This is a genomic window from Acidovorax sp. Root275 (genome assembly GCF_001428965.1).
GTDB classification, from domain to species: domain Bacteria; phylum Pseudomonadota; class Gammaproteobacteria; order Burkholderiales; family Burkholderiaceae_C; genus Acidovorax; species Acidovorax radicis.
The window spans coordinates 747861-770094 of sequence record NZ_LMJH01000001.1 but is presented as its reverse complement, the minus strand read 5'-3'; the positions used below and the strand labels follow the sequence as shown (position 1 = coordinate 770094).

The 22234-nt window shown below is 65.9% G+C and carries 23 protein-coding genes; 10 read left to right on the top strand and 13 right to left on the bottom strand.

Annotation, left to right across the window (positions count from 1 at the left end; genetic code table 11):
- Positions 1-102 precede the first annotated feature (102 nt).
- Complete coding sequence (locus tag ASE52_RS03565) at positions 103-1710, top strand: methyl-accepting chemotaxis protein (protein WP_057223839.1); 1608 nt, start codon at positions 103-105, stop codon at positions 1708-1710.
- 101 nt (positions 1711-1811) lie between these two features.
- Here the strand turns inward: ASE52_RS03565 and ASE52_RS03560 are convergent, their stop codons facing one another.
- Entirely contained in the window at positions 1812-2426 is a 615-nt protein-coding gene (locus ASE52_RS03560) for a DJ-1/PfpI family protein (protein ID WP_057223837.1), read from the bottom strand.
- A 133-nt stretch (positions 2427-2559) separates the two neighbouring features.
- Between ASE52_RS03560 and ASE52_RS03555 the strand changes: the two genes are divergently transcribed.
- Positions 2560-3894, top strand: coding sequence for a PLP-dependent aminotransferase family protein (locus tag ASE52_RS03555; protein ID WP_057223835.1), 1335 nt, complete (start codon positions 2560-2562; stop codon positions 3892-3894).
- On the opposite strand, the gene ASE52_RS03550 is transcribed toward ASE52_RS03555, so the two are convergent.
- The 12 genes from ASE52_RS03550 to ASE52_RS03500 form a co-directional block, all read right to left on the bottom strand.
- Positions 3863-4855 (bottom strand): universal stress protein, encoded by a 993-nt coding sequence (locus tag ASE52_RS03550; RefSeq protein WP_057223833.1) that lies wholly within the window; start codon positions 4853-4855, stop codon positions 3863-3865. The two genes, ASE52_RS03555 and ASE52_RS03550, sit on opposite strands and share 32 nt — an antisense overlap.
- 126 nt (positions 4856-4981) lie before the next feature.
- Positions 4982-5392 carry a GreA/GreB family elongation factor gene (locus ASE52_RS03545; protein WP_010461303.1) on the bottom strand — a complete coding sequence of 137 codons (411 nt, stop codon included), beginning with the start codon at positions 5390-5392 and terminating at the stop codon, positions 4982-4984.
- A 566-nt stretch (positions 5393-5958) separates the two neighbouring features.
- The gene (locus ASE52_RS03540) at positions 5959-6390 is read right to left on the bottom strand and encodes a GNAT family N-acetyltransferase (protein ID WP_057223830.1); all 432 of its coding nucleotides are present in this window, start codon (positions 6388-6390) and stop codon (positions 5959-5961) included.
- A gap of 133 nt (positions 6391-6523) precedes the next feature.
- Positions 6524-6739, bottom strand: a complete 216-nt coding sequence (locus tag ASE52_RS03535) for a molybdopterin-binding protein (RefSeq protein ID WP_010461298.1) — start codon at positions 6737-6739, stop codon at positions 6524-6526.
- Positions 6740-6928: 189 nt separating this feature from the next.
- Positions 6929-7744 carry an ATP-binding cassette domain-containing protein gene (locus tag ASE52_RS03530; RefSeq protein WP_085940264.1) on the bottom strand — a complete coding sequence of 272 codons (816 nt, stop codon included), beginning with the start codon at positions 7742-7744 and terminating at the stop codon, positions 6929-6931.
- A 205-nt stretch (positions 7745-7949) separates the two neighbouring features.
- Positions 7950-8825 (bottom strand): aliphatic sulfonate ABC transporter permease SsuC, encoded by an 876-nt coding sequence (gene ssuC, locus ASE52_RS03525; protein ID WP_057223828.1) that lies wholly within the window; start codon positions 8823-8825, stop codon positions 7950-7952.
- Positions 8822-9214 (bottom strand): VOC family protein, encoded by a 393-nt coding sequence (locus tag ASE52_RS03520; RefSeq protein WP_057223825.1) that lies wholly within the window; start codon positions 9212-9214, stop codon positions 8822-8824. Before ASE52_RS03520 ends, ssuC begins: the two co-directional genes overlap by 4 nt.
- A 23-nt stretch (positions 9215-9237) precedes the next feature.
- A complete protein-coding gene (locus ASE52_RS03515) occupies positions 9238-10485 on the bottom strand; it encodes an FMNH2-dependent alkanesulfonate monooxygenase (protein ID WP_057223823.1) in 1248 nt (415 codons plus the stop codon).
- 40 nt (positions 10486-10525) lie between these two features.
- The gene (locus tag ASE52_RS25995; RefSeq protein ID WP_010461289.1) at positions 10526-10666 is read right to left on the bottom strand and encodes a hypothetical protein; all 141 of its coding nucleotides are present in this window, start codon (positions 10664-10666) and stop codon (positions 10526-10528) included.
- Between the two features lie 24 nt (positions 10667-10690).
- Positions 10691-11674 carry a sulfonate ABC transporter substrate-binding protein gene (locus ASE52_RS03510; RefSeq protein WP_057223822.1) on the bottom strand — a complete coding sequence of 328 codons (984 nt, stop codon included), beginning with the start codon at positions 11672-11674 and terminating at the stop codon, positions 10691-10693.
- 172 nt (positions 11675-11846) lie between these two features.
- Positions 11847-12437: an NADPH-dependent FMN reductase gene (ssuE, locus tag ASE52_RS03505; RefSeq protein WP_010461285.1), complete on the bottom strand. Its 591-nt coding sequence runs from the start codon at positions 12435-12437 to the stop codon at positions 11847-11849.
- A 113-nt stretch (positions 12438-12550) separates the two neighbouring features.
- Positions 12551-13573: a sulfate ABC transporter substrate-binding protein gene (locus ASE52_RS03500; protein WP_057223819.1), complete on the bottom strand. Its 1023-nt coding sequence runs from the start codon at positions 13571-13573 to the stop codon at positions 12551-12553.
- Positions 13574-13731: 158 nt separating this feature from the next.
- Between ASE52_RS03500 and ASE52_RS03495 the strand changes: the two genes are divergently transcribed.
- From ASE52_RS03495 to ASE52_RS03460, 8 genes are all read left to right on the top strand, one after another.
- The gene (locus ASE52_RS03495; RefSeq protein WP_010461281.1) at positions 13732-14004 is read left to right on the top strand and encodes an oxidative damage protection protein; all 273 of its coding nucleotides are present in this window, start codon (positions 13732-13734) and stop codon (positions 14002-14004) included.
- 89 nt (positions 14005-14093) lie between these two features.
- On the top strand, positions 14094-16055 hold the full coding sequence (gene mnmC / locus ASE52_RS03490) for an FAD-dependent 5-carboxymethylaminomethyl-2-thiouridine(34) oxidoreductase MnmC (protein ID WP_057223817.1): 1962 nt from the start codon (positions 14094-14096) through the stop codon (positions 16053-16055).
- Positions 16056-16170: 115 nt separating this feature from the next.
- Positions 16171-16974: a sulfite exporter TauE/SafE family protein gene (locus ASE52_RS03485; RefSeq protein ID WP_010461277.1), complete on the top strand. Its 804-nt coding sequence runs from the start codon at positions 16171-16173 to the stop codon at positions 16972-16974.
- An 11-nt stretch (positions 16975-16985) separates the two neighbouring features.
- Positions 16986-18770, top strand: a complete 1785-nt coding sequence (locus ASE52_RS03480) for a nitrite/sulfite reductase (RefSeq protein ID WP_057223815.1) — start codon at positions 16986-16988, stop codon at positions 18768-18770.
- 41 nt (positions 18771-18811) lie between these two features.
- Entirely contained in the window at positions 18812-19201 is a 390-nt protein-coding gene (locus ASE52_RS03475) for a DUF934 domain-containing protein (RefSeq protein ID WP_029413763.1), read from the top strand.
- Positions 19202-19241: 40 nt separating this feature from the next.
- Positions 19242-19865: a phosphoadenosine phosphosulfate reductase family protein gene (locus tag ASE52_RS03470; RefSeq protein ID WP_010461266.1), complete on the top strand. Its 624-nt coding sequence runs from the start codon at positions 19242-19244 to the stop codon at positions 19863-19865.
- Positions 19866-19884: 19 nt separating this feature from the next.
- The gene (cysD, locus tag ASE52_RS03465) at positions 19885-20847 is read left to right on the top strand and encodes a sulfate adenylyltransferase subunit CysD (protein ID WP_010461263.1); all 963 of its coding nucleotides are present in this window, start codon (positions 19885-19887) and stop codon (positions 20845-20847) included.
- Positions 20847-22214, top strand: a complete 1368-nt coding sequence (locus tag ASE52_RS03460; RefSeq protein WP_057223813.1) for a GTP-binding protein — start codon at positions 20847-20849, stop codon at positions 22212-22214. The genes cysD and ASE52_RS03460 overlap by 1 nt, the downstream gene beginning before the upstream one ends.
- Positions 22215-22234 lie beyond the last annotated feature (20 nt).

Here is a 22234-nt window from a genome sequence, read left to right as displayed (position 1 = left end):
TACCCTGAACTCCACCGGTTTTGGCCCTGTTTCGGGCAAATCGGGGGCGCCTCGCACGGTATTCTGAACATTCACTTACACGAACGGCAAGAGGGACCGTGCATGAGAAATTTCAAGATATTTACGAGGTTGCTGGTGCTGGTGGGCGTGCTCTCTGCCTTGCTCGTGGCATTGGGGGCCATCGGCCTGTTCGGCATCGCCAGGGCCAACGCCGCCATGGAGTCGATGTACCAGAACCGCATGCAGGCCCAGCGGGCGGTGGCCGACTTTCGCTACCTGACCACACGCAACCGGCAGTTGGTATCCAACGCGCTGCTGTCGCCTGCGCCAGAGAAAGTGGCCAAGGCCATTGAGGAGGCAGAGGCCAACATCGGCAAGAGCGAACAGGCCTGGGAGGCTTTGCTGGCAACCGCCATGAGCCCCGAGCGCCAGAAGTACATCAAGGCCATCGGCGAGCAACGCCAGAAGATCATGAAGGAGGGGCTGGCCCCTGCACTGGCAGCGCTGAAGGACGCAGACGTGGCCACGGCGCGGGTGTTGGTGGTGCGCAAGTTCGACGACCTGTACGACCCCATCAGCACCGATATCGGCGCGCTGCTGGCCCTGACCCAAAAGGAAGCCCGGGACGAATACGACGACGCCGCGCAACGGTTTGGCACCATTCGCTGGATCGTCATCGGTTCGATCGCCCTCGGGGTGCTGTTTGCTGCACTCTTTGGCGCGGCCCTGGTGCGTGGCATCACCCGGCCGCTGCAGCGGGCCGGACAGGTGGCCGATGCAGTGGCCCGTGGCGACCTGAGCCAGCCCATCGACACCAGCGGCAAGGACGAGGTGGCGGCCGTGATGCAGGCCCTGGCGGCGATGCAGGCCAGCCTGTCCACCGTGGTGGCCAGCGTGCGCCAGACCTCCGACAGCGTGGCCAACGCCAGCACCGAGATCGCCCAGGGCAATCTGGACCTGAGCAGCCGCACCGAACACCAGGCCAGCGCGCTGCAGGAGACCGCCGCATCCACCGAACAATTGAGCAGCACGGTGCGGCAAAACGCAGACCACGCCGTTCAGGCCAACCGGCTGGCCTTGAACGCCAGCACGGTGGCGGCCGAAGGCGGCGCCATGGTGGCCGAGGTGGTGGAGACGATGAAGGGCATCAACGAAAGCTCCCAGAAAATCGCCGACATCATTGGCGTGATCGATGGCATTGCCTTCCAGACGAACATCCTGGCGCTGAACGCGGCCGTGGAAGCCGCCCGCGCAGGCGAGCAAGGCCGGGGCTTTGCCGTGGTGGCCAGCGAGGTGCGCAACCTGGCCGGCCGTTCGGCCGACGCGGCCAAGGAAATCAAGCTCTTGATCTCCACCAGCGTGGAGCGTGTGGCGCGTGGCACTGCACAGGTTGACAAAGCCGGCGCCACCATGACCGAGGTGGTCAATGCCATCCGCAGCGTCACCGGCATCGTGGGCGAGATCACCGCCGCCAGCAGCGAACAAAGCACCGGCGTCACCCAGATCGGCGAGGCGGTCAGCCAGATCGACCAGGCCACCCAGCAAAACGCGGCGCTGGTCGAAGAGATGGCCGCCGCCGCCAACAACATGCGCACCCAGGCACAGGATCTGGTGAACGCCGTAGCGGTATTCACACTGCCGGGCCATGGGGGCGGCGGTGGCCTTCGCGGTCACACCCCGGCCTTGGCCCTGAGCTCCGCGTACCGATAACGTCTACCGGCAGCGTCCCACCAGCAGCCCGTTGCCGCCCTGCACTTTTCCTGCGGTGTGGGCAGACCTGCGGCCCGTGACCGGCGCCGCCTGCGGCCAGCCTACGCCAGGCTGGCGATGGGGACTTGGTTTTCGATGTGGCCCATGGCGCGGGCGACGTACTCCTCCTTCTCGCCCACCGGGGCAAAGTAGTGGATGACTTCGCGGGCAGCCTCGGGCCCTTCCAGCCTCGCAATCAGCCAGGCTGCCAGGTACTGCGCCGACAGGCAACCGCCCGCCGTGGCCACATTGCCCCGGGCCACAAAGGGCTGGTTCAGCACAGTGATGCCGGCCTCCTGGACCCAGGGCTTGGTCGTCAGGTCGGTGCAGGACGGCACGCCGTCGAGCAAGCCTAGCCTGGCCAGGATCAAAGCCCCCGAACACTGGGCGCCCAGCAGCTGGCGCGCCGGGTCGAAGTCGAGCTGCGCCATCAGCGCGGTGTCCTGCACCACCTCGCGGGTCTTCATACCGCTGCCCACCAGCACGGCATCGGCCGAACGCGCATACGGCAGCAGCGACTGGGCCTCCACCGTCACACCGTTCATGGAACACACCCGGGCTGTGGGGCAGCACAGCGACACCTCCCACCCCGGTTTCTTCACCCGGTTGAGCAGACCGAGGGCAATCAGGGAGTCGAGTTCGTTGAAACCGTCGAAGGTCAGGATGGCGATGCGCATGGCGGTGGTGTTCCTGTTCAGTAGAGGAAAGAAGAGTGAATGAAGCACGGAATGGCGAAATGCATCCTACCGGTGGCATTCAATACAATCAAAAAATTGTCATAGATACGTTTCAACGCAGGGGCACAACGCCATGGGCCAGGTTCGGTACAAACAGGTGATGGATGCATTGGCGTCAGACATCCGCGCAGGGCAGCTGCGGCCGGGCACCCGCCTGCCCACCCACCGCGCGCTGGCCCAGCGGCACGGCCTTGCGCTGGCCACGGCAAGCCGCGTGTATGCCGAGCTGGAGGCCATCGGCCTGGTGGTGGGAGAAACCGGGCGCGGCACCTTTGTGCGCGACCCGGCCTCCCCGCGCGGTGCCGACGCCGACCTCACCACACCCGCGCCCAGCGCCACCGACCTGTCCTTCAACAACCCCAGCGTGCCGGGCCAGGCAGACCTGCTGCGGGACGCGCTGCGCAAGCTGGCCGCATCGGGCGACCTGGAATCGCTGCTGCACTACCACCCCTATGGCGGCCGGCCGCACGAACGCGCCATCGTGGCCGGGCACCTGAAGGCACGCCAATTGCAGGTGACGGGCGAGCAGGTGCTCATCGTCAACGGCGCGCAGCACGGCATGGCCGTGGCGGCCATGGGCCTGCTCAACCCCGGCGACGTAGTGGCGGTGGATGCCCTCACCTACCCCGGCTTTCGGGTTTTGGCAGAACGCCTGCGGCTGGACCTGGCCCCAGTGCCGGTCGGCCCTGCCGGCACCGACCTGGACGCCCTGCAGCGCCTGTGCGAAACCCGGCCCGTGCGCGCCATCTACACCATGCCCACCCTGCACAACCCGCTGGGCTGCGTGATGGGTGCCCGCGCACGCAAACGCCTGGTGGCCATGGCCCGGACGCATGACCTGCTGGTGATCGAAGACGCACCCTACGCCTACCTCGCGCCCGAGGCGCCGCCCCCCATCGCGGCGCTGGCGCCCGAGCGCACGGTGTACCTCTCCAGCCTGTCCAAGAACGTGGCCACGGGCTTGCGATTTGGCTTTGTGGCCACATCGCGGGAGCTGATCGCCCCCATCGAGCGCGCCGTGCGCGCCACCGCCTGGAACACGGCCGGGGTCATCACCGCCATCGCCTGCAGCTGGATCGAAGACGGCACCGTGGCCCGGCTGGAGGCCGGCAAACGCGCAGACACCGCGCAGCGCCAGGCCATTGCCACCCGGGCGCTGGCGGGGCTGCGGCTGGTGCGGCACCCGCACTCGTACTTCGTCTGGCTGCCGCTGGGCGACGACCAACGGGCCGACCGCATCGCCGCCACCCTGGCAGAACGCGGGGTGTCGGTGTCTACCGCCGAGGGGTTTGCCACCACCACCCATGTGCCCCACGCGCTGCGCATCGCGCTGGGATCGGTGGCCCTCGAAGACCTGCCCCGGGCACTGGCCGTGGTCAAGGAAGTGGTGGTGCAGGACTGTTCGTGAACAGGTGCAGAGGTTCCCGGTGCGCGGCCGGGTTGGGATGGCTCGGCGGGCGCGGCGCGCCCGCCTTCACGCGGCGCACGGGCAGATCGGTGGCAAGGCGCTTCACGGCAGAACCACGGGACGCGGGCTGAAAACCGTGCGGCACCACCAGCACGTCCGTGCGTGCATCGCGCAGGATGCGTTGCGCAACGCTCTCGAACATCAGGTCTGACAACGCGGAAGCCGGGTGCTTGCCCACCACGATCAGATCGGCTGCCGTGTTCTGCTGCGCCACCAGAACCTGCCGCGCAGGGTCGCCCCGCCCGATGGAAGACGAGAGCCGATTGCGCCGTGCGTCGTAAGAATCGGTCAGCGTGAACATCCTGTCTTGCGCGTGGCGCCGGCATTGCTCCTGGTAGATCTGGATGGCGCGTTCAGACACTTCGGCATACCGCAGCTTGCCTTCGTTGGCAGTGCTGATGGCGTGGAACAGCTCCACCCGTGCGGACGGATGCAACGCCAAGCCCAGCTCCACCAGACGGTGCGACACCTGAGAGAAGTCCACCGCCACCATCAAGCTTCGACAGGGCTGGTCTGCGGGATTGCGCACGACGATCACGGGGCGCTGGCAAGTGCGCAGCATCTGGATGGCCGGATGTGTGCCGAACCAGGCGCGCAGCCCACGCACCGGTGCCGTGCCCCACACCACCAGGTCAGCACCCGCTGCCTCGCGGGCGACATCCGCAACCGTGGAGTCAATGCGCGCTGCCGCATGGACGTGAATGTCGTGGCGCTGCCGAAGCTGCAGCGCGTGGTGCGACAGCCGCACGGCAGTGTCCGGCAGGGGGACTTCACCGGGGTGGGCCAGATAGACCAGCGTCAATGGAGCACGGTGCTCGGCGCAGAGCAGCGCTGCGCGCGCAAGCGCGTGGCCTCCCTGCTGGGAAAAATCGGTGACGGCGAGGATGGAGCGAGGGGTCATGGTTGAACGTCTTTCTGATTGAACAGCGCGCACCTGTCCCGCAACGCCGCTGCGAGACGGCGCCGGGCTGGATGGCAGTGATGGGTGGGGCGCGGCCAGGGGCGGGCCGCAGGCTTGCGGAAAGGACTAGGTGACGTAGTCGCCCGTGGCCTCGGGCTGGAACTGGATGCTCTCAACCACGGCCGCGCACTCTTCGCCATGCGGCGTGTGCCACTTGGCAACATCCCCCACCCTCAGGCCCAGCAGGCTGATGCCCACCGGCGACAGCACCGAGATAAAGCCCGCTGCGGGTTCTGCATCCTGCGGATAGCAAACCGTGAGCACCTGGCGCCGGTGGGTGTGCACGTCCACCAGTTCCACACGGGAATACATGGTGACCACGTCAGACCGCACAGCGCGGGAACTGGTCACTTCGGCGTTCGCAAGGAGGTCCGCAAGAATGGGCGGCTGCCGCTGGCCCGCAAGCCTCGTCAGACGGGAAAAATCAAGTTCTGTGAGCGTGCGCTCGCCATGAACGACAACAACAACTTCATGCATGAAAGCACTCCATCAAATGCGGCTGCCGCCCCGTGGGGACAAAAAAGGCCGCTACCGCGCGAGGCTGGTGCCCGGCGGTGGATGGTTGCGCTGAAAGAGGATGGGGAGAGAGGGTGCCGCCGGGCTTAGGAATGTGCTGGCGTCAGCTGACGACGCGCATTTTTCTTTGCCACCGCTCGCGCGACAGCCGCTGCGTGGAGCAGCGCAGCCAAGGCGGCAAAAGTGCAAAGAAGGAGGATCGTCATGCGGCTGAGTCTAAGCCGCGCAGGCGGTTTTTGGCTGAATGGCCCCAGGATTCTTGCCAGATAGCAGGCGCAGAACACTCATTTTTTGATAGCTGCTAGCGACTACCCAACAAGCGCTGGGGGTTTATTCGAATCATATTTCCAACGGGTGTGCCGTGTCATGGAGAGCATCGTGCTGCGACAGTGCCTCGCCGCGCAGCTGATGGTTGCCTGTTGTGTTGCCTATGTCGACAGCAGGCCTCGCGGACCACGGTCGCAGCTTCCCGGCCAGGAGGATCGCGACACGGTGTGCTAGGTCCTTTCCAGAGCCAGAAAACCCGGTTATTGCGTATTGCCGTGGTAGATGCTCGGGAAATACCGCTCCATCAGAGACTGCGGCTTCAGCGGAGGTGTGAAGCCGAATTGCGCATACAGACCATGTGCGTCACCCGTCGCCAGAGTGAAGCGCCGAAGATCTTGCAAGTGCAGGTCCGCCAAGACGGCATCCAGGATGGCCTTGCTGTATCCGTTCCCTCTGTGGCCAGGCAAGACGAAAACATCCAAGAGGTTTGCGAAGGTGGCGAAATCAGAGACAACTCGCGCAAACGCCACTTGCCTGTCGCCAACGAAACCGCCGAAGCAAAGGGAATTGTCAATCGCCCGCTGAACAAGAGGGCGAGGAATCCCCCGGGCCCAACTGGAGTGCTTACTGAGGAACTCGTGAATCAGCGAGACATCGAGTTCCGACTTGTTCGTAGTGATACGCAGCATCATGTAGGTGCTTTAGCGCATAGCGTCTACCAAATGCAAGCGCGTCTCAGGAAAACTCTCGTTTTTATAGCTACCAGCGCTTACCCACCAAGCGCTGGAGCCCTATTTCATTCAAATTTTCTGTCCCACGGCTGCCTCACAGCTTGGCAATCGATACCTCCGTGGACTTGACCAGCGCGACCACGTCGGAGCCGACGACCAGGCCCAGGTCGTCCACCGAGCGGGTGGTGATGACCGAGGTGACAACGCCCCAGGGCGTTTCGACATCGACCTCGGAGACAACATCGCCGCGAATGATTTCGCGCACTTTGCCCTTGAACTGGTTGCGTACGTTGATGGCTTGAATGGACATGGGGTTCTCCTTGATAAGTCCGTTGAAAAAAGAAACAAAAAAGGCGCTACACCTCGGTGCTACACCACTAACACGGCGCCCGACACTGGCGTGCTCCAGGCCAGCGCCACCGTGGAACTGGCTTTGCCAGGCCACCGGTGGCGCCCCCCCTTTTGGGGGAAGGCGCGAAGCGGCTCAGGGCGTAATCCATCACACCGCCCAGCGCAAACCATGCGCGGGCACACCGGGCCAGGGCACCTCGTGCGCAGGCTCCCCATCGGGCTTTTGCAGCACGCGGTCGAGGATGCGTTTTTCGATGGCGGCAAACGCGGCGTCGCCGTGTGAGCGCGGGCGAGGCAGGTCGATGCGCTGGTCCAGCGCGATCTGGCCGTCTTCGATCAGGATCACGCGGTCGGCCAGGGCCACGGCCTCTTGCACGTCGTGGGTGACCAGCAGCGCGGTGAAGCCGCTGCTGCGCCACAGGCCTTCGATGAGGCGGTGCATCTCGATGCGGGTCAACGCATCCAGCGCGCCCAGCGGTTCGTCGAGCAGCAGCAGGCGCGGGTTGTGCACCAGGGCGCGGGCCAGGGCCACACGCTGGCGCTGGCCGCCGGACAGGCGCGCGGGCCATTCGCCCAGCCGGTCGCCCAGGCCCACGCGGGCCAGCACGTCGGCGGCCGCGCCGCGTTGCCCGGGTGGCAGGCCCAGTGCCACGTTGTCCACCACACGTTTCCAGGGCAGCAGGCGCGAGTCCTGGAACATGATGCGGGTGTCGCTGCTCAGGCCCGCAACGTCCTGGCCGTCGAGGCGGATCGCACCGCCCGAGACGGATTCGAGCCCCGCCACCAGACGCAGCAGCGTGCTCTTGCCGCAGCCGCTGCGCCCCACGATGGCGACGAACTGGCCAGGCTCGATGACCAGCTCGGTCTTCTTGAGCACGTCGCGCGTGCCGTAGCGTTTGTCCACGCCACGCACTTCCAGGCGGACGCCTTGTGGCTGCGATGGCGGGGTAATATTTCTAGTCAAAATGGCCTCCTGCGCATGTCCATAAAGCGCTAGTAGCTATAAAAAAGTGAGTACCTGGGCGCAATGACTGCGCTCGGCGGGGCCCAATGCCAGGGAGGCCGCGCAAGGGCCACCCCGCCGCGCTGGCGTCGTCCCCCTTCCCGTAGCGCGCAGCGCGCAGCGCGTAGAGAGAAGGGGGAAGCGGCACAGCCGCTCAGGGGGATGTTCATGCCTGATACCCGGGATGCCACCGCAGCCAGTACCGCTCCAGCCCCTTGGCAAACACGTCGGCCAGCTTGCCCAGCAGCGCGTACAGCAGGATGCCCACGAGCACGATGTCGGTCTGCAGGAACTCGCGGGCGTTCATGGTGAGGTAGCCAATGCCGGCCTGCGCCGAGATGGTTTCGGCCACGATCAGGATCACCCACATCAGGCCCAGCGAGAAGCGCAGCCCCACCAGGATGCTGGAGAGCGCACCGGGCAGGATGATCTGCCGGTACAGCTGCCAGCGGCCCAGACCGTAGGTGCGGCCCATCTCGATGAGGCCCGGGTCCACATTGCGGATGCCGTGGAAGGTGTTGAGGTAGATCGGGAAGAACACCGACACGCTGATGAGGAACAGCTTGGCCGATTCGTCGATGCCGAACCACAGGATCACCAGCGGAATGAGCGCCAGCGCAGGGATGTTGCGCACCATCTGGATGGTGGAGTCGAGCAGCGTTTCAAACAGCTTGACCGAGCCGGTGAGCAGGCCCAGCAGCAGCCCCAGGCCGCCCCCGATGGCCAGCCCGGCCAGCGCGCGGCCCGCGCTGACCTTGACGTGGGTCCACAGCTCGCCGGATTCGGTCAGGGTCCAGGCGGCCTTGACCACTTCGAGCGGGGCCGGCAGCACGCGGCTGGACAGCCAGCCTTGCGACGATGCGATCTGCCACAGCACGATGAGGCCCACGGGCACGGCCCAGGGCAGCAGGCGCTGCGCGACGTTGGCCAGAAAGCGGGCCAAGGGAGCGGGCAGCAACGGCCCCTCGATCGGCAGGTCTACGGAGTCCGCCACGGGCGAAATCTGCAGCTCTCGCACCGTCTGGGTCTGTGTCTGTGTCATGGGGTGCTCTCGCGTTCTTGTTCGTTGTCGTATTCGTGGTCGGGCTCCAGGAACTCCAGCTGGTTGCCCGCCGGGTCCTTGACGTAAAAGCGCAGGTACCCGGGCAGCGCGCGGTTTTCCACCAGCGCCAGCTCGGCCTGCAGCAGGCGGTGGCGCAGCGCGGGCAGGTCCTGCACCTCAAAGGCCAGGTGCGACACCGCAGGGGCGGGCTGCCAGTGCTCGGTGGGCACCAGGTCGATGCGCTGCGTGCCGGCGGCAAAACGCAGGGTGTTGCCGGCCTTCAGACGCACTTCGGGCAGGCCCAGCAGGCTGGCGTAGAAGCGCCGGATCGGCGCCTCGGCCCCGGCCGGGAAGGCGAGCTGCACGTGGTTGATGGACTGGATGCTCATGGCAGGCTCCTTTGGGGGCGGTTTCAGCTTTGCGACGCGCGCGGCACAAAGTCGTTGGCCACGGTCTCGCCAAACGGGCCCAGCGGATTGCCGCCAGCCAGCTGGTCGCGCAGCTTCAGCGGCAGCAGCGGAAACACCAGCTCGGCGAAGCGATAGGCCTCTTCGAGGTGCGGGTAGCCCGAGAGCACGAAGGTGTCCAGGCCCAGGGCTGCGTACTCCTCGATGCGTGCGGCCACCGTCTGCGGGTCGCCCACCAGCGCGGTGCCCGCGCCACCGCGCACCAGGCCCACGCCCGCCCACAGGTTGGGGCTGATTTCGAGGTCCTTGCGGCTGCGCCCAATCGCCGACGGGCCGCCCCTAGGCGATTGGCCCCCCTCGGGGGGCAGCGAGGACACGTCAGTGCCGAGCGTGGGGGCCTTGTTTCTTGCCTTGTTGTGCAATGCGGCCATGCGGCGCTGGCCTTCGGAATCCATGCGCGAGAACACGGCCTGCGCACGCACCACGGTGTCGTCATCGACATGGCTGATGAGTTCTTCGGCGGCGGCCCAGGCTTGGTCGTCGGTTTCGCGCACGATGACGTGCAGGCGGATGCCGAACTTCACGGTGCGGCCTTTTTTCGCAGCCCTTGCGCGCACGTCGGCCACCTTTTTCGCCACTTCGGCGGGGGGCTCGCCCCAGGTGAGGTAGGTCTCGACCTGCTCGGCGGCTAGGTCATGGGCAGCATCGGATGACCCGCCGAAATACACGGGCGGATGCGGGTGCTGCAGCGGCGGGAACAGCAGCTTGGCGCCCTTCACGGACAGGTGCTTGCCTTCGTAGTCAAAGGTCTGTCCGTCGTGGCTGCGCGCCAGGATCTCGCGCCAGATGCGGATGAACTCGGCCGACTGCTCGTAGCGGGTGGCATGGTCCAGAAAAACGCCGTCACCCTCCAGCTCCGTCTGGTCGCCGCCCGTCACCAGGTTGATCAGCAGGCGCCCGCCCGACAGCCGGTCGAACGTGGCCGCCATGCGCGCGGCCAGCGCGGGCTGGTGCAGGCCGGGGCGCACGGCGACCAGGAACTTGAGCTTCTTCGTGACCGCGATCAGGCTGGATGCAACGACCCAGGGGTCTTCGCAGGAGCGGCCGGTGGGGATCAGCACGCCTTCGTAGCCCAGGCTGTCGGCCGCCACGGCCACCTGCTGGAGGTAGTCGTGGCTGAGCTGGCGTGCGCCCTTGGCGGTGCCGAGGTAACGGCTGTCGCCGTGGGTGGGGATGAACCAGAAGATTTGCATGGAGCAGGTCTTTTCAGTGCGTTCGGTACGTTCAGTGCGTTCAATACGAAATGGCAAAGCCGAACTGCGGGGCACGGTGCACCACACGGCGTTGCTGCGTGTTCAGCCCCCAGGCGGCGGCCGTCACACACAGAACGCGCTGCAGCTGTGCATGCAACGGAAAGGGCATGGGCGCGGGCATGGCAGGCTCCTTGAACGGTGGGGGTTACAGCAGATCGACGGGCGCGGCGTGCAGCAGGTTGAGCTTTTTGGGGATCAGCTTCAGGTCGAAGAAGGTGTCTGCGATCTGTTGCTGCTCGGCCAGGATCTCGCGGGTGACCGGGGCGGTTCCAAACTTCGCGCGGTTGAGGTAGAGCTCGGTGATGGACTTGTCCAGCCCCAGCACGGCGGACAATTCGGCGGCGGCAGCCGTCTTGTTCTTGGACGCCCAGGTGTCAATCGCATTGACCTCTTCGATCGCAATGCGCAGCACGTCGGTGTTCTTGGTCGCGAAGTCGCGCGAGGTGAAGTAGTACGCGCGGTTGTTGACCACCCCCGTGGCGTCGGCCAGCAGGCGGGCGTCCAGGGTTTTCTGGGCGGCGGCCAGGAAGGGGTCCCAGATGATCCAGGCATCGACTGCACCCTTTTCAAACGCAGCCCGCGCATCGGCCGGCGCCAGAAAGACGGACTGCACGTCGCCGTACTTCAGGCCATTCTTCTCGAGCAGCTTGACCAGGAAGTACTGCACGTTGGAGCCCTTGTTGTAGGCCACGCGCTTGCCCTTGAGGTCGGCCACGCTGCGGATGGGCGAACCGTTTGGCACGATCACCGCCTCCAGCGCGGGGCGCGGCACGGTGGCACCGGCGTAGACCAGCGGCGCACCGGCGGCCTGGGCAAAGATGGGGGGCGCCTCGCCCACATCGCCAAAGTCGATGGAGCCCACGTTGAGCGCTTCGAGCTGCACCGGGCCTGCGTTGAACTCGGTCCAGGTGACCTTCACCCCCAGCGGGGCCAGGCGCTTTTCGAGCGTGCCACGACCCTTGAGGATGGAGAGCCAACCCTTTTGGTGGCCCACACGCAGCACGCGGGAAGCGGCGGGGGCCTGGGCCCAGGCCTGGGGGGCCGTAGCTACTGCGGCGGTGGCTGCGGTGGCCGCGACCGTGGCGAGCAGGTGGCGGCGCTGAAGGGAAAAACGGGTCAGTTCATTCATGGTGCGAATTCCGAGTGCGATGCACAACAAAGGGTGGGCGCCGGAGCCGGGCTTGCAGCAGGCGGCACGCCGCCCTGCCCGCGCACCCGGCGCAGCAAAAATCAAAAAAGGTGAAAGAAGGGGAAGGAAGGTGGCGCTGGCACTGCGGGCCTGCCGCAGCGCCGAGCTGGCGTCAGACGCTACATCGCACCTGGGAGAAATGCACGGGCGCAAACCGTGTGGCCTGGGCGGGCGATGGCCGCAGGGTTTCGGTCACGAGCACATTGACGGCCTCGTCCAGCCGGGTGGCAATGTCGTCGTTCAGATGGTAGGAGCCTTCGGGCGTCAGCGTGACCTGGGCATCGGTGGCATAGATGCCCGGCAGGATGCTTTTGGCGCCGAGCGACTGCAGCACCGGGCGCAGGGCATAGTCCAGTGCCAGCATGTGGTGCGGGCTGCCGCCCGTGGCCAGGGGCAGCACGACCTTGCCCTTGAGTGCCGTTTGGGGCAACAGGTCCAAGAACACCTTGAGCACGCCGCTGTAAGCCGCCTTGTAGACCGGCGTGGCCACCACCAGCACGCGGGCCTGGGCCACCTGGTCGATAGCCCCCACCACCGTGGGGTGGCCAAAATCGGCCAGCAGCAACGCCTGGGGCGAGAGGTCGCGGATGTGGACGCGGTCCACCAGCGCACCCCGCACCGACAGGCGCTGGGCCACGGCATCGAGCAAGGCGGCAGAACGTGAACGTTCTGAAGGGCTGCCGGCAATGAGAAGAGCGGACATAAGAGAAGATTCCAGAGGGCGTGGCCAGACCAGCGCCACCCTGGATCCGGCTCTGCCGGTCCAGCGGTGGCGCCCCTTGAGGGGAGGCGGCCGAAGGCCGCTTCGGGGTGAACTTACTTCTTCGTGTAGATCTGGTCGAAGCTGGCGTTGTCCGCAAAGTGGTCCTTGGCCGCCTTGTCCCAGCCACCAAACGCATCGTTGATGGTGAACAGGTTCAGCTTGGGGAACTGCTTGGCGTACTTGGCCTTGGCTTTGTCAGACACGGCCGGGCGGTAGAAGTGTTTGCCGGCGATGTCCTGGCCCTCTTCGGTGTAGAGGTACTGCAGGTAGGCCTCGGCCACGGCGCGCGTGCCCTTCTTGTCCACGTTCTTGTCCACCACGGTCACGGCGGGCTCGGCCAGGATGGAGATTGAGGGGGCGATCACGTCGAACTTGGCGCCGAATTCCTTTTCGAGCAGGTAGGCCTCGTTTTCCCAGGCGATGAGCACATCACCCTGGTTGCGCTGGGCAAAGGTGATGGTGGAGCCACGCGCGCCCGTGTCGAGGACCGGCACATTGCCGTACAGCTTGGCCACGAAGTCCTTGGCCTTGGCATCGCTGCCCAGCTTGCGCTTGGCGAATTCCCAGGCGGCCAGGTAGTTCCAGCGGGCGCCGCCCGAGGTCTTGGGGTTGGGCGTGATCACGCTGATGCCGGGCTTGATGAGGTCGTCCCAGTCCTTGATGCCCTTGGGGTTGCCCTGGCGCACCACCAGCACGATGGTGGAGGTGTAGGGTGAACTGTTGTGCGGCAGGCGCTTTTGCCAGTCCTTCGGGATCCAGCCGCCGTTGGCATGCAGCGCGTCGGTGTCGCCAGCCAGCGCCAGGGTGGCCACGTCGGCATCCAGCCCGTCAATGATGGAGCGCGCCTGCTTGCCCGAGCCGCCATGGCTTTGCTTGATGGTCACGTCCTGGCCGGTCTTGGCCTTCCAGTGCTTGGAGAAAGCCTGGTTGAACTCCACATACAACTCGCGGGTGGGGTCGTACGACACATTGAGCAGCGTCACAGACTGTGCAAACGACGGCAATGCCGTCAGGGCCAAACTGCCCACCAGGGCGGCAGCGAAGGGAAACTTGATAAAGTCGCGGCGAAAGTTCATTGGAGGCCTCTTTTTTGGGAATGTATTTCGGTGCAAAACACCGATGAAACGCATTCTGGAAGGCCCTCTTCAAAACTGGAACTACTGAGATTTCAGTTCTTTATATCCAAAACATCTGAGCAACCCCTGTTTGCTCGCTCCATACAAGGAAACACCCCATGGCACGCACCGTTCAATGCATCAAGCTCGGCAAGGAAGCCGAAGGCCTCGACTTCCCCCCCTACCCTGGCGAACTGGGCAAGCGCATCTGGGAAAGCGTGAGCAAGGAAGCCTGGGCGGGCTGGCTCAAGCACCAGACCATGCTGGTCAATGAAAACCGCCTGAACCTGGCCGACGCCCGCGCCCGCCAGTACTTGGCCCGGCAGATGGAAAACCATTTCTTCGGCGGCGGCGCAGACGCCGCGGCGGGATACGTCCCGCCCAGTGCGTGACGCAGCGCAACACACCCCGGAGCGGTTCGCGGTAAAAACCGCCTTCTCTTTCCAACAGGCCGGCGCCACGCCGGCCTTTTGCCGTTCTCATGACTGAACCCATCGAGTGGCTGCCGGACGGCACCCCCTACAGCCCCCGCTTCGGCGACCGCTACCACAGCGAAAACGGCGGCCTGGACCAGGCCCGCCGGGTGTTTCTGAACGGCTGTGGCCTGCCCGAGGCCTGGGCGGGGCAGCCGCAATGGCGCATTCTGGAGACAGGGTTTGGCTTTGGCCTGAACTTCCTGGTGACCTGGGCCGCGTGGCGGGCCGACCCCGCGCGGCCCACGCTGCTGCACTTCGTATCGACAGAAGCCTGGCCCGTGAGTGCAGCCGATCTGCTGCGTGCCACCTCAGTCCACCCTGAGCTGGCCCCGTTGGCAGAAGCACTGCACCAGCAATGGTGGGGCCTGCTGCCGGGCGTGCACCGCCTGCGTTTTGATGACGGCCGGGTGCTGCTCACCCTGTATGTGGGCGACACCCAGGCCATGCTGCGCCAGCAGAACCTGACGGTGGATTCCATCTACCTCGACGGCTTCAGCCCCCAACGGAACCCCGAAAACTGGGACCTGCACACCCTGAAGGCCGTAGCGCGCTGTTGCCGTCGCGGTACACAACTCGCCACCTGGACCATCGCACGCGCTGTGCGCGATGCCCTGGCCCAATGTGGCTTTGAAGTGACCCGTGTGCCCGGTGTGCCGCCCAAGCGCGACAACCTGCACGCCACCTACAACCCGCGCTGGGAACCGCGGACCACGCGCCAGCCTGTGGCCACGGCCGACCCCGCCCTGCCCGGCCCCTGCATCGTGATCGGCGGCGGCATTGCGGGCGCGGCCACCGCCGCCAGCCTGGCGCGGCGCGGCTGGCAGGTCATGGTGCTGGATCAGGCCGCCGAGCCTGCGGCAGGTGCATCGGCCCTGCCCGCTGGGGTGTTTGCGCCGCATGTATCGCCGGATGACAGCGTGCTCTCGCGCTTGTCGCGCAGCGGCATCCGCACCACGCTGGAGCAGGCCCGCTGGCTGCTGAGCGAGGGCGTGGACTGGGCCCATTGCGGTGTGCTGGAGCACCGCACCGATGGCACACCCGGCCTGCCCCCCGGCTGGGCAGACGGGCCGGGCGCGGCCTGGAGCGAGCCTGCATCACCTGCCACGCTGGCGAAGGCCCAATTGCCCACCGATGCCACGGCCTGCTGGCACCACCAGGCGGGCTGGGTTCGCCCTGCGCGTTTGGCCAGGGCCTTGCTGGCGCAGCCCGGCATACGCTGGCAAGGCGGCTGCCAGGTGGCGCAGTTGCGGCGCACCGAGCGCCCTGCCGCCGACGGCAGCCCAGCGACCTCCATCTGGCAGGCGCTGGACGCCCAGGGCCAGGTGCTGGCCGAGGCGCCCACCGTGGTCATCGCGGCGGGCGCGGGCAGCCTCCCGCTGCTCAACCACCGCTGGCTTTTGCAGCCGGTGCGGGGGCAGGTGTCCTGGGGCGTGCATACGGACCCTGCGGCGCCACTGCTGCCGTTTCCGGCCAATGGCAACGGCAACCTGGTCCCTCGATTTCCGCTGGAAGACAACCTCATAGGCCACCACGGCTGGGTAATGGGCTCCACTTTTGAACGCGACGTCGAGGCCCTGCCCCCCACCGCCGCCGATGTCCAGGCGGCCCACGCCACCAACTGGGCCAAGCTGCAGGGCCTGCTGCCCGGGATAGCCCCGGAGCTGGAACCCGCATTTGCCCGGGCGCTCTCCACCCCCCTCGCGGCATCAGACCCTGAAGAGGGGCCTGCGGCAGCCCCTGCCGTGCAGTCCTGGGCCGCCGTGCGTTGTACCGCGCCGGATCGCCTGCCCATCGTCGGCCCCGTGGACGCCACGGACCTTCGGGGGCTTTGGGTCAACACCGCCATGGGTGCGCGGGGGCTGACCCTGGCCCTGTTGTGCGGCGAACTGCTGGCCGCCCGCCTGCAAAGCGAACCCTTGCCGCTGGACGCAAGGCTGGCCAGGGCGCTGGGCACCGAGCGCCTGTAGCCCGTACCAAAACCCTTTAAAAACCCACGCCAACACTTGCTTATAAGAAATTGAGCATATTGGCAGAGCAAAACAATAGTTTGCATCCATAAGCCCGTCCCCTACATTCGCACCCATGCATGAATTGGCGTTTGTTTTTGCGGGCTTTGCTGTCGGGCTGATCGTAGGCCTGACGGGTGTGGGCGGCGGCTCGCTGATGACGCCGATCCTGATTTTCTTCTTTGGCGTCAAGCCCCACATGGCCGTGGGCACCGACCTGCTGTTTGCGGCCTTCACCAAGATGGGCGGCACCGTGAGCCTGGCCCGCCAGCGCCTGGTGCCCTGGAAAGTGGTGGGCCAGCTTTGCGCGGGCAGCATTCCGGCCGCGCTGCTGGCGTTGTGGGCCCTCAAGGTGATGGGCCCCGCGAGCGGCATCGCCCAGCGTGTCATGACCACCACCCTGGGCTTTGCCCTGCTGCTGACGGCGGCGGCCACGCTCTACAAGGTGGTTGCGTTTTCTGCACAGCGCCAGGCGGCCGAAGCCGCAGCCCGCAAAAACCACGCTGGCGACCCCACACGCCCCCGCCACTGGAGTCTGCCCATCCTGATGGGCGCCGTGATCGGCACGCTGGTCACCTTTACCTCGGTGGGTGCGGGCGCCATTGGCGTCACCGTGCTGCTGCTGGTCTACCCCATGCTGCCCCTGCCGCGCATCATTGGCGCCGACATCGCCTACGCCGTGCCATTGACCCTCGTGGCTGGTCTGGGACACGCTTCGCTGGGCTCGGTTGATTGGCCTTTGCTTGCACAATTACTGGCTGGCTCACTGCCGGGCATCTGGCTGGGCTCGCGCCTGGTGACCCGCACGCCCGAGCGCCTGATTCGCTCCGCCTTGTCCATCCTGCTGGCCTGGGCAGGCTTCAAACTGATTCTGATCTGAGTGGCTCCACGATGTACCAATACACCGAATTCGACCAACAATTTGTGCAGCAGCGCGCACGGCAGTTCCGTGACCAGCTCACGCGCTGGCAGACCGGCAAGCTGTCGGAAGACAACTTCCGCCCGCTGCGCCTGCAAAACGGCTGGTATGTGCAGCGCTATGCGCCCATGCTGCGCGTGGCCGTGCCCTATGGCGAAATCGCCAGCCGCCAGCTGCGCGTGCTGGCCCAGATCGCCCGCGAATACGACGAACCCGAAGCGGCCGTCTTCAAGGCCGCCATGGAAGGCCAGGGCAAGCTGGGTACCACCTTCCTGCCCAAGAACTGCGCCCACTTCACCACCCGCACCAATGTGCAGTTCAACTGGATTCCGCTGTCCAAAAGCGCGGACGTGATGGACCTGCTGGCCAGCGTTCAGCTGCACGGCATCCAGACCAGTGGCAACTGCATCCGCAACACCACCACCGACGCGCTGGCTGGCATCGCCGTGGACGAGATCGTGGACCCGCGCCCCTATGCGGAAATCATCCGCCAGTGGACCACGCTGCACCCCGAGTTCGCGTTTTTGCCGCGCAAGTTCAAGATCGCCATCAGCGGCGCCAAGGACGACCGCGCTGCCACGGGCTGGCACGACGTGGGCCTGCACGTGCTCAAGAACGACGCTGGCGAGATCGGCTTCAAGGTGTTCGTGGGCGGTGGCATGGGCCGCACGCCCGTGATCGGCACAGTGATCCGCGAGTTTCTGCCCTGGAACCAGGTCATGAACTACATCGAGGCCATCGTGCGCGTGTACAACGAGCACGGCCGCCGCGACAACAAATACAAGGCACGCATCAAGATCCTGGTCAAGGCCGAGGGCCAGCAGTACATCGACGACGTGGAAGAAGAGTACCGCCAGATCGTGGAGATCGACGGTGGCCCACACACCATCCCACAGGCCGAGTTCGACCGCGTGGCCGCCTGCTTTGTGACCCCCAAGCTGGCCGACATTGCCGACGTGCCCCCCGCTGCCCTGCAGGCCTCACTGGACGCCCAGGCTGCCGAGCATGTGATGTTTGGCCGCTGGCTCAAACGCAACGTGCACGCCCACCAAAATCAGCAGCTGCGCGCCGTCACGCTGTCGTTCAAGCGCCCGGGCCAGTCGCCCGGCGATGCCACCAGCGAGCAGCTGATCGCCCTGGCCGACCTGGTGGACAAATACTCCGCCGGCGAAGCCCGCGTGACACACGACCAGAACGTGCTGCTGCCCTGGGTACACGCCAGCCGCCTGTTTGACCTGTGGCAAGAAGCCAAGGCCCTGGGTCTGGCCAGCGCCAACGTGCAGCTGCTCACCGACATGATCGCCTGCCCCGGCGGCGACTTCTGCGCGCTGGCCAACGCCCGCTCGCTGCCCATCGCAGAGGCCATCACCCAGCGCTACCAGGACCTGGACGAGCTCGATGACATCGGGGAGATCGACCTGCACATCAGCGGCTGCATCAACAGCTGCGGCCACCACCACAGCGGCCACATCGGCATCCTGGGCGTCGACAAGGACGGCAAGGAGTGGTACCAGGTCACGCTGGGCGGCTCCGACGGTTCTGACCTGTCGGGCGCGGCCGTGGCCGGCAAGGTGATTGGCCCCTCGTTCTCTGCCGCCGAAGTGCCCGACGTGATCGAGGCCGTGCTCGGCACGTACCGAGACCTGCGCGAACCAGGCGAAACCTTCCAGTCGGCCGTGCGCCGCACAGGCCTGGACCCGTTCAAGGAAGCCGCCAAGCAAGCGCGCCACAAAGAACCAGAAACCGCTGCCGCCTGAGCCCGCACAGCGCCGTACCGCACAGCCCCACAGACATGATGTTGAAACTACTCGCCGCCCAAGACCACCAGCCGCCCGCAGAGGGTGACGCCCGCACCGTGGCCCTGCCCAACGATGCCGACGCCATGGCCCTGCCGCTCGATGGTGTGGAACGTGTGGACCTGCACTTCCCCAACTTCACCGATGGCCGCGCCTTCAGCCAAGCCTTCCTGCTGCGCCGCCGCCGTGGCTTTCAGGGCGAAATCCGCGCCACGGGCGACGTGCTGATCGACCAGTTGGTGCAGATGCAGCGCACGGGTTTCAGCAGCGCCGTGCTGGCCGAGGGCGTGGACGCTGCCGATGCGCAGCGCCAGTTTGCGCTGTTCCCGGGCTTTTACCAGGGCGATGCCGTGAACCCCCAGCCGCTGTTTGTCAGCCGGGCTGCTGCTTGAGTGCAGCCCTGAGCCCACGTATACCCTAGAACCCCACACCATGAGCCAATTCGACCTCACACTCGTCAACGCCGAACTCGGCCGCAACGCCCCCGGCCTGGTAGCCTGGGCGCTGGGCCTGGGCGAGCGATCCATCGTCACCACCAATTTCCGCCCCTTCGAAGCGGTGATCCTGCACATGGTCACGCAGGTGAACCCTGATGTGCCGGTGGTCTGGATGGACAATGGCTACAACACTGAGGCCACCTACCGCTTTGCCGACGAAGTGACGAAGCAACTGGGCCTGAAGCTGCAGATTTACCTGCCACGCCGCTCACGCGCACACCGCGAAGCGGTAGAAGGCGCAACACCAGCCCTGGACGACCCACGCCACGCCTTCTTCACCGAAGAAGTGAAGCTGGAACCCTTTGCCCGTGCCCTGCGCGAGACAGCCCCCAAGGTGTGGTTCACCGCACTGCGTGCCACCGACACCGCCGTGCGCGCGCAGATGGACCCGGTCAGCATCAACCCTGATGGCCTGATCAAGGTGGCACCGCTGCTGCACTGGTCGTCCAAGGACCTGCACGAATACTGCGTCAAGCACGGCCTGCCCAACAACTTCGACTACGTGGACCCGACCAAGGGCGAAGACAACCGCGAGTGTGGGCTGCATCTTGCCCACTGACTCCGCCGCAGATCCGACCATGAACGCCCGCACCGATGCAGCACAGCTGCAGAACAACAACATGAGCTATCACCTCAACAACTCGCACCTGGATGCTCTGGAAGAAGAAACCATCTTCATCCTGCGCGAAGTGGCCGCCGCCTTTGAGCGCCCCGCCTTGCTGTTTTCGGGCGGCAAGGATTCGCTCGTCATGCTCAAATGCGCCGAAAAGGCCTTTGGCACCAAGGCCAGCGGCGGTGGCATTCCCTACCCGCTGCTCATGATCGACACGGGCCACAACTTCAAGGAAGTGACGGACTTCCGCGACTTCCGTGCGCAGGAACTGGGCGCCGAGCTCATCGTGCGCAGCGTCGAAGATTCCATGGCACGCGGCACGGTGCGCCTGGCCCACCCGGGCGAGAGCCGCAACGTGCACCAGTCGGTCACGCTGCTCGAAGCGATCGAGGAATTCCGCTTTGACGCCCTGATCGGCGGCGCGCGCCGCGACGAAGAGAAGGCCCGCGCCAAGGAGCGCATCTTTTCGCACCGCGACAGCTTTGGCCAATGGCAGCCCAAGGCCCAGCGGCCTGAACTGTGGACCTTGTTCAACACCCGCCTGCAGCCGAACGAACACTTCCGCGTGTTCCCGATCAGCAACTGGACCGAACTGGACGTGTGGCAGTACATCGACCGAGAACAGATCGGCCTGCCCAGCATTTACTACACGCACAAGCGCCAGGTGGTGGACCGCAAGGGCCTGCTGATGCCCGTGACCGAACTGACACCGCCGCGCGACGGCGACGTGGTGGAGACGCGCGACGTGCGCTTTCGCACCGTGGGCGACATCACCTGCACCGCGCCGGTGGAGAGCACGGCGGCCACCCCAGCCGAGATCGTGATCGAGACCCTGGCCGCCGACGTGAGCGAGCGCGGGGCGACGCGCATGGACGACAAGACCAGCGATGCCTCGATGGAAAAGCGCAAGAAAGACGGGTACTTCTGATGACCACTATGAATTCGATAGCTTCCAGCGCAATCCAGACAAGCGCTAGCGGCAAAAATAACCATATTTCCGCCCTCAAGTTCATTACCTGTGGCTCGGTGGACGATGGCAAGAGCACGCTGATCGGCCGCCTGCTGGTGGACAGCAAGGCCGTGCTGCAGGACCACCTTGCCGGCGTACAGCGCCAGGGCGAGACCGACCTGGCACTGCTGACCGACGGCCTCAGCGCAGAGCGCGAGCAAGGCATCACCATCGACGTGGCCTACCGCTACTTCGCCACCGAAGAGCGCAAGTTCATCATCGGCGACGCCCCCGGCCACGAGCAGTACACACGCAACATGGTCACCGCCGCCAGCAGCGCCGACGCCGCCGTGGTGCTGGTCGATGCCACCAAGCTCGACTGGAAGAATGCCGACCTGGCCTTGCTGCCGCAGACCCGCCGCCACAGCCTGCTGGCCCATTTGCTGCGCGTGCACTCGCTGGTGTTTGCCGTGAACAAGCTCGACGCGGTGGAAGACCCCGTGCTGGCCTGGAAACACATCCAGGGCGCACTGCAGTCCTTCGCCCAGGCGGCTGGCATCACCGTGCGCGCCACGGTGCCGGTCTCCGCCCTCAAGGGCTGGAATGTGGTGGACGCCCACGCGGGCTGGTGCGGCTACGAAGGCCCCACGCTGCTGCAGGTGCTGGAGCAGTTGCCCAACACCCCGGCCGATACGGGCCTGCCCCTGGCCTTCCCCGTGCAGTGGGTCGAAAAGTCGTCATCCTCATCGGCCGACACCAGCCAAGGCCGCCGCGTGTTCTGGGGCCGTGTGGCTTCGGGCAACGTAGCGCCTGGCACGCCCGTGCAGATCTTCCCCAGCGGCCAGCTGGCCACCGTGGCCCAGGTGCTGGACCATGCACGCCGCCCCACGGATGTGCCCGCAGGCACCAGCGCGGGATTCATCCTGGACCGCGAGGTGGATGTCTCGCGCGGCGACTGGATTCTGGCGGCGCCTGCTGTCGCCGCCCCCGCCGAAGACGACTTTGACACGCCAGCCAGCGTGCCCGCCTGGCCCGCCAGCCGCGAGCTGCGCACCACCATCGCCTGGATGGACGACGAACCCCTGGTCGCAGGCCGCGTGTACTGGGCGCTGCACGGCCACCGTTGGGTCAAGGCCAAGGTGAAAGCCGTGGTGCACAAGCTCAACATCAACACGCTGGCCGAAGAAGCCGCCACCCAGCTCGACCCCAATGCCATCGGCCATGTGGACCTGCTGCTGCAAGAGGCGATTCCCGCAGCGGCCTTCGGCAAAGCCCGCGTGCTCGGATCGCTGATCCTGGTGGACACCGCCAGCCACAAAACGGCCGGTGCCGTGCTGGTCAACTGATCTAGATCAGTGCCCCAAAC

What these genes read in the sequence shown, in the direction of transcription:
- ASE52_RS25995 (WP_010461289.1), bottom strand. Translation starts at nt 10,666, where the DNA reads ATGCCCGCGCCCATGCCCTTTCCGTTGCATGCACAGCTGCAGCGCGTT.
- ASE52_RS03485 (WP_010461277.1), top strand. Translation starts at nt 16,171, where the DNA reads ATGCATGAATTGGCGTTTGTTTTTGCGGGCTTTGCTGTCGGGCTGATC.
- ASE52_RS03515 (WP_057223823.1), bottom strand. Translation starts at nt 10,485, where the DNA reads ATGCAAATCTTCTGGTTCATCCCCACCCACGGCGACAGCCGTTACCTC.
- ASE52_RS03555 (WP_057223835.1), top strand. Translation starts at nt 2,560, where the DNA reads ATGGGCCAGGTTCGGTACAAACAGGTGATGGATGCATTGGCGTCAGAC.
- ASE52_RS03540 (WP_057223830.1), bottom strand. Translation starts at nt 6,390, where the DNA reads ATGATGCTGCGTATCACTACGAACAAGTCGGAACTCGATGTCTCGCTG.
- ASE52_RS03510 (WP_057223822.1), bottom strand. Translation starts at nt 11,674, where the DNA reads ATGAATGAACTGACCCGTTTTTCCCTTCAGCGCCGCCACCTGCTCGCC.
- cysD (WP_010461263.1), top strand. Translation starts at nt 19,885, where the DNA reads ATGAACGCCCGCACCGATGCAGCACAGCTGCAGAACAACAACATGAGC.
- ASE52_RS03500 (WP_057223819.1), bottom strand. Translation starts at nt 13,573, where the DNA reads ATGAACTTTCGCCGCGACTTTATCAAGTTTCCCTTCGCTGCCGCCCTG.
- ASE52_RS03535 (WP_010461298.1), bottom strand. Translation starts at nt 6,739, where the DNA reads ATGTCCATTCAAGCCATCAACGTACGCAACCAGTTCAAGGGCAAAGTG.
- ssuC (WP_057223828.1), bottom strand. Translation starts at nt 8,825, where the DNA reads ATGACACAGACACAGACCCAGACGGTGCGAGAGCTGCAGATTTCGCCC.
- ASE52_RS03520 (WP_057223825.1), bottom strand. Translation starts at nt 9,214, where the DNA reads ATGAGCATCCAGTCCATCAACCACGTGCAGCTCGCCTTCCCGGCCGGG.
- ASE52_RS03545 (WP_010461303.1), bottom strand. Translation starts at nt 5,392, where the DNA reads ATGCATGAAGTTGTTGTTGTCGTTCATGGCGAGCGCACGCTCACAGAA.
- mnmC (WP_057223817.1), top strand. Translation starts at nt 14,094, where the DNA reads ATGACTGAACCCATCGAGTGGCTGCCGGACGGCACCCCCTACAGCCCC.
- ASE52_RS03560 (WP_057223837.1), bottom strand. Translation starts at nt 2,426, where the DNA reads ATGCGCATCGCCATCCTGACCTTCGACGGTTTCAACGAACTCGACTCC.
- ASE52_RS03460 (WP_057223813.1), top strand. Translation starts at nt 20,847, where the DNA reads ATGACCACTATGAATTCGATAGCTTCCAGCGCAATCCAGACAAGCGCT.
- ASE52_RS03565 (WP_057223839.1), top strand. Translation starts at nt 103, where the DNA reads ATGAGAAATTTCAAGATATTTACGAGGTTGCTGGTGCTGGTGGGCGTG.
- ASE52_RS03550 (WP_057223833.1), bottom strand. Translation starts at nt 4,855, where the DNA reads ATGACCCCTCGCTCCATCCTCGCCGTCACCGATTTTTCCCAGCAGGGA.
- ASE52_RS03470 (WP_010461266.1), top strand. Translation starts at nt 19,242, where the DNA reads ATGAGCCAATTCGACCTCACACTCGTCAACGCCGAACTCGGCCGCAAC.
- ssuE (WP_010461285.1), bottom strand. Translation starts at nt 12,437, where the DNA reads ATGTCCGCTCTTCTCATTGCCGGCAGCCCTTCAGAACGTTCACGTTCT.
- ASE52_RS03480 (WP_057223815.1), top strand. Translation starts at nt 16,986, where the DNA reads ATGTACCAATACACCGAATTCGACCAACAATTTGTGCAGCAGCGCGCA.
- ASE52_RS03495 (WP_010461281.1), top strand. Translation starts at nt 13,732, where the DNA reads ATGGCACGCACCGTTCAATGCATCAAGCTCGGCAAGGAAGCCGAAGGC.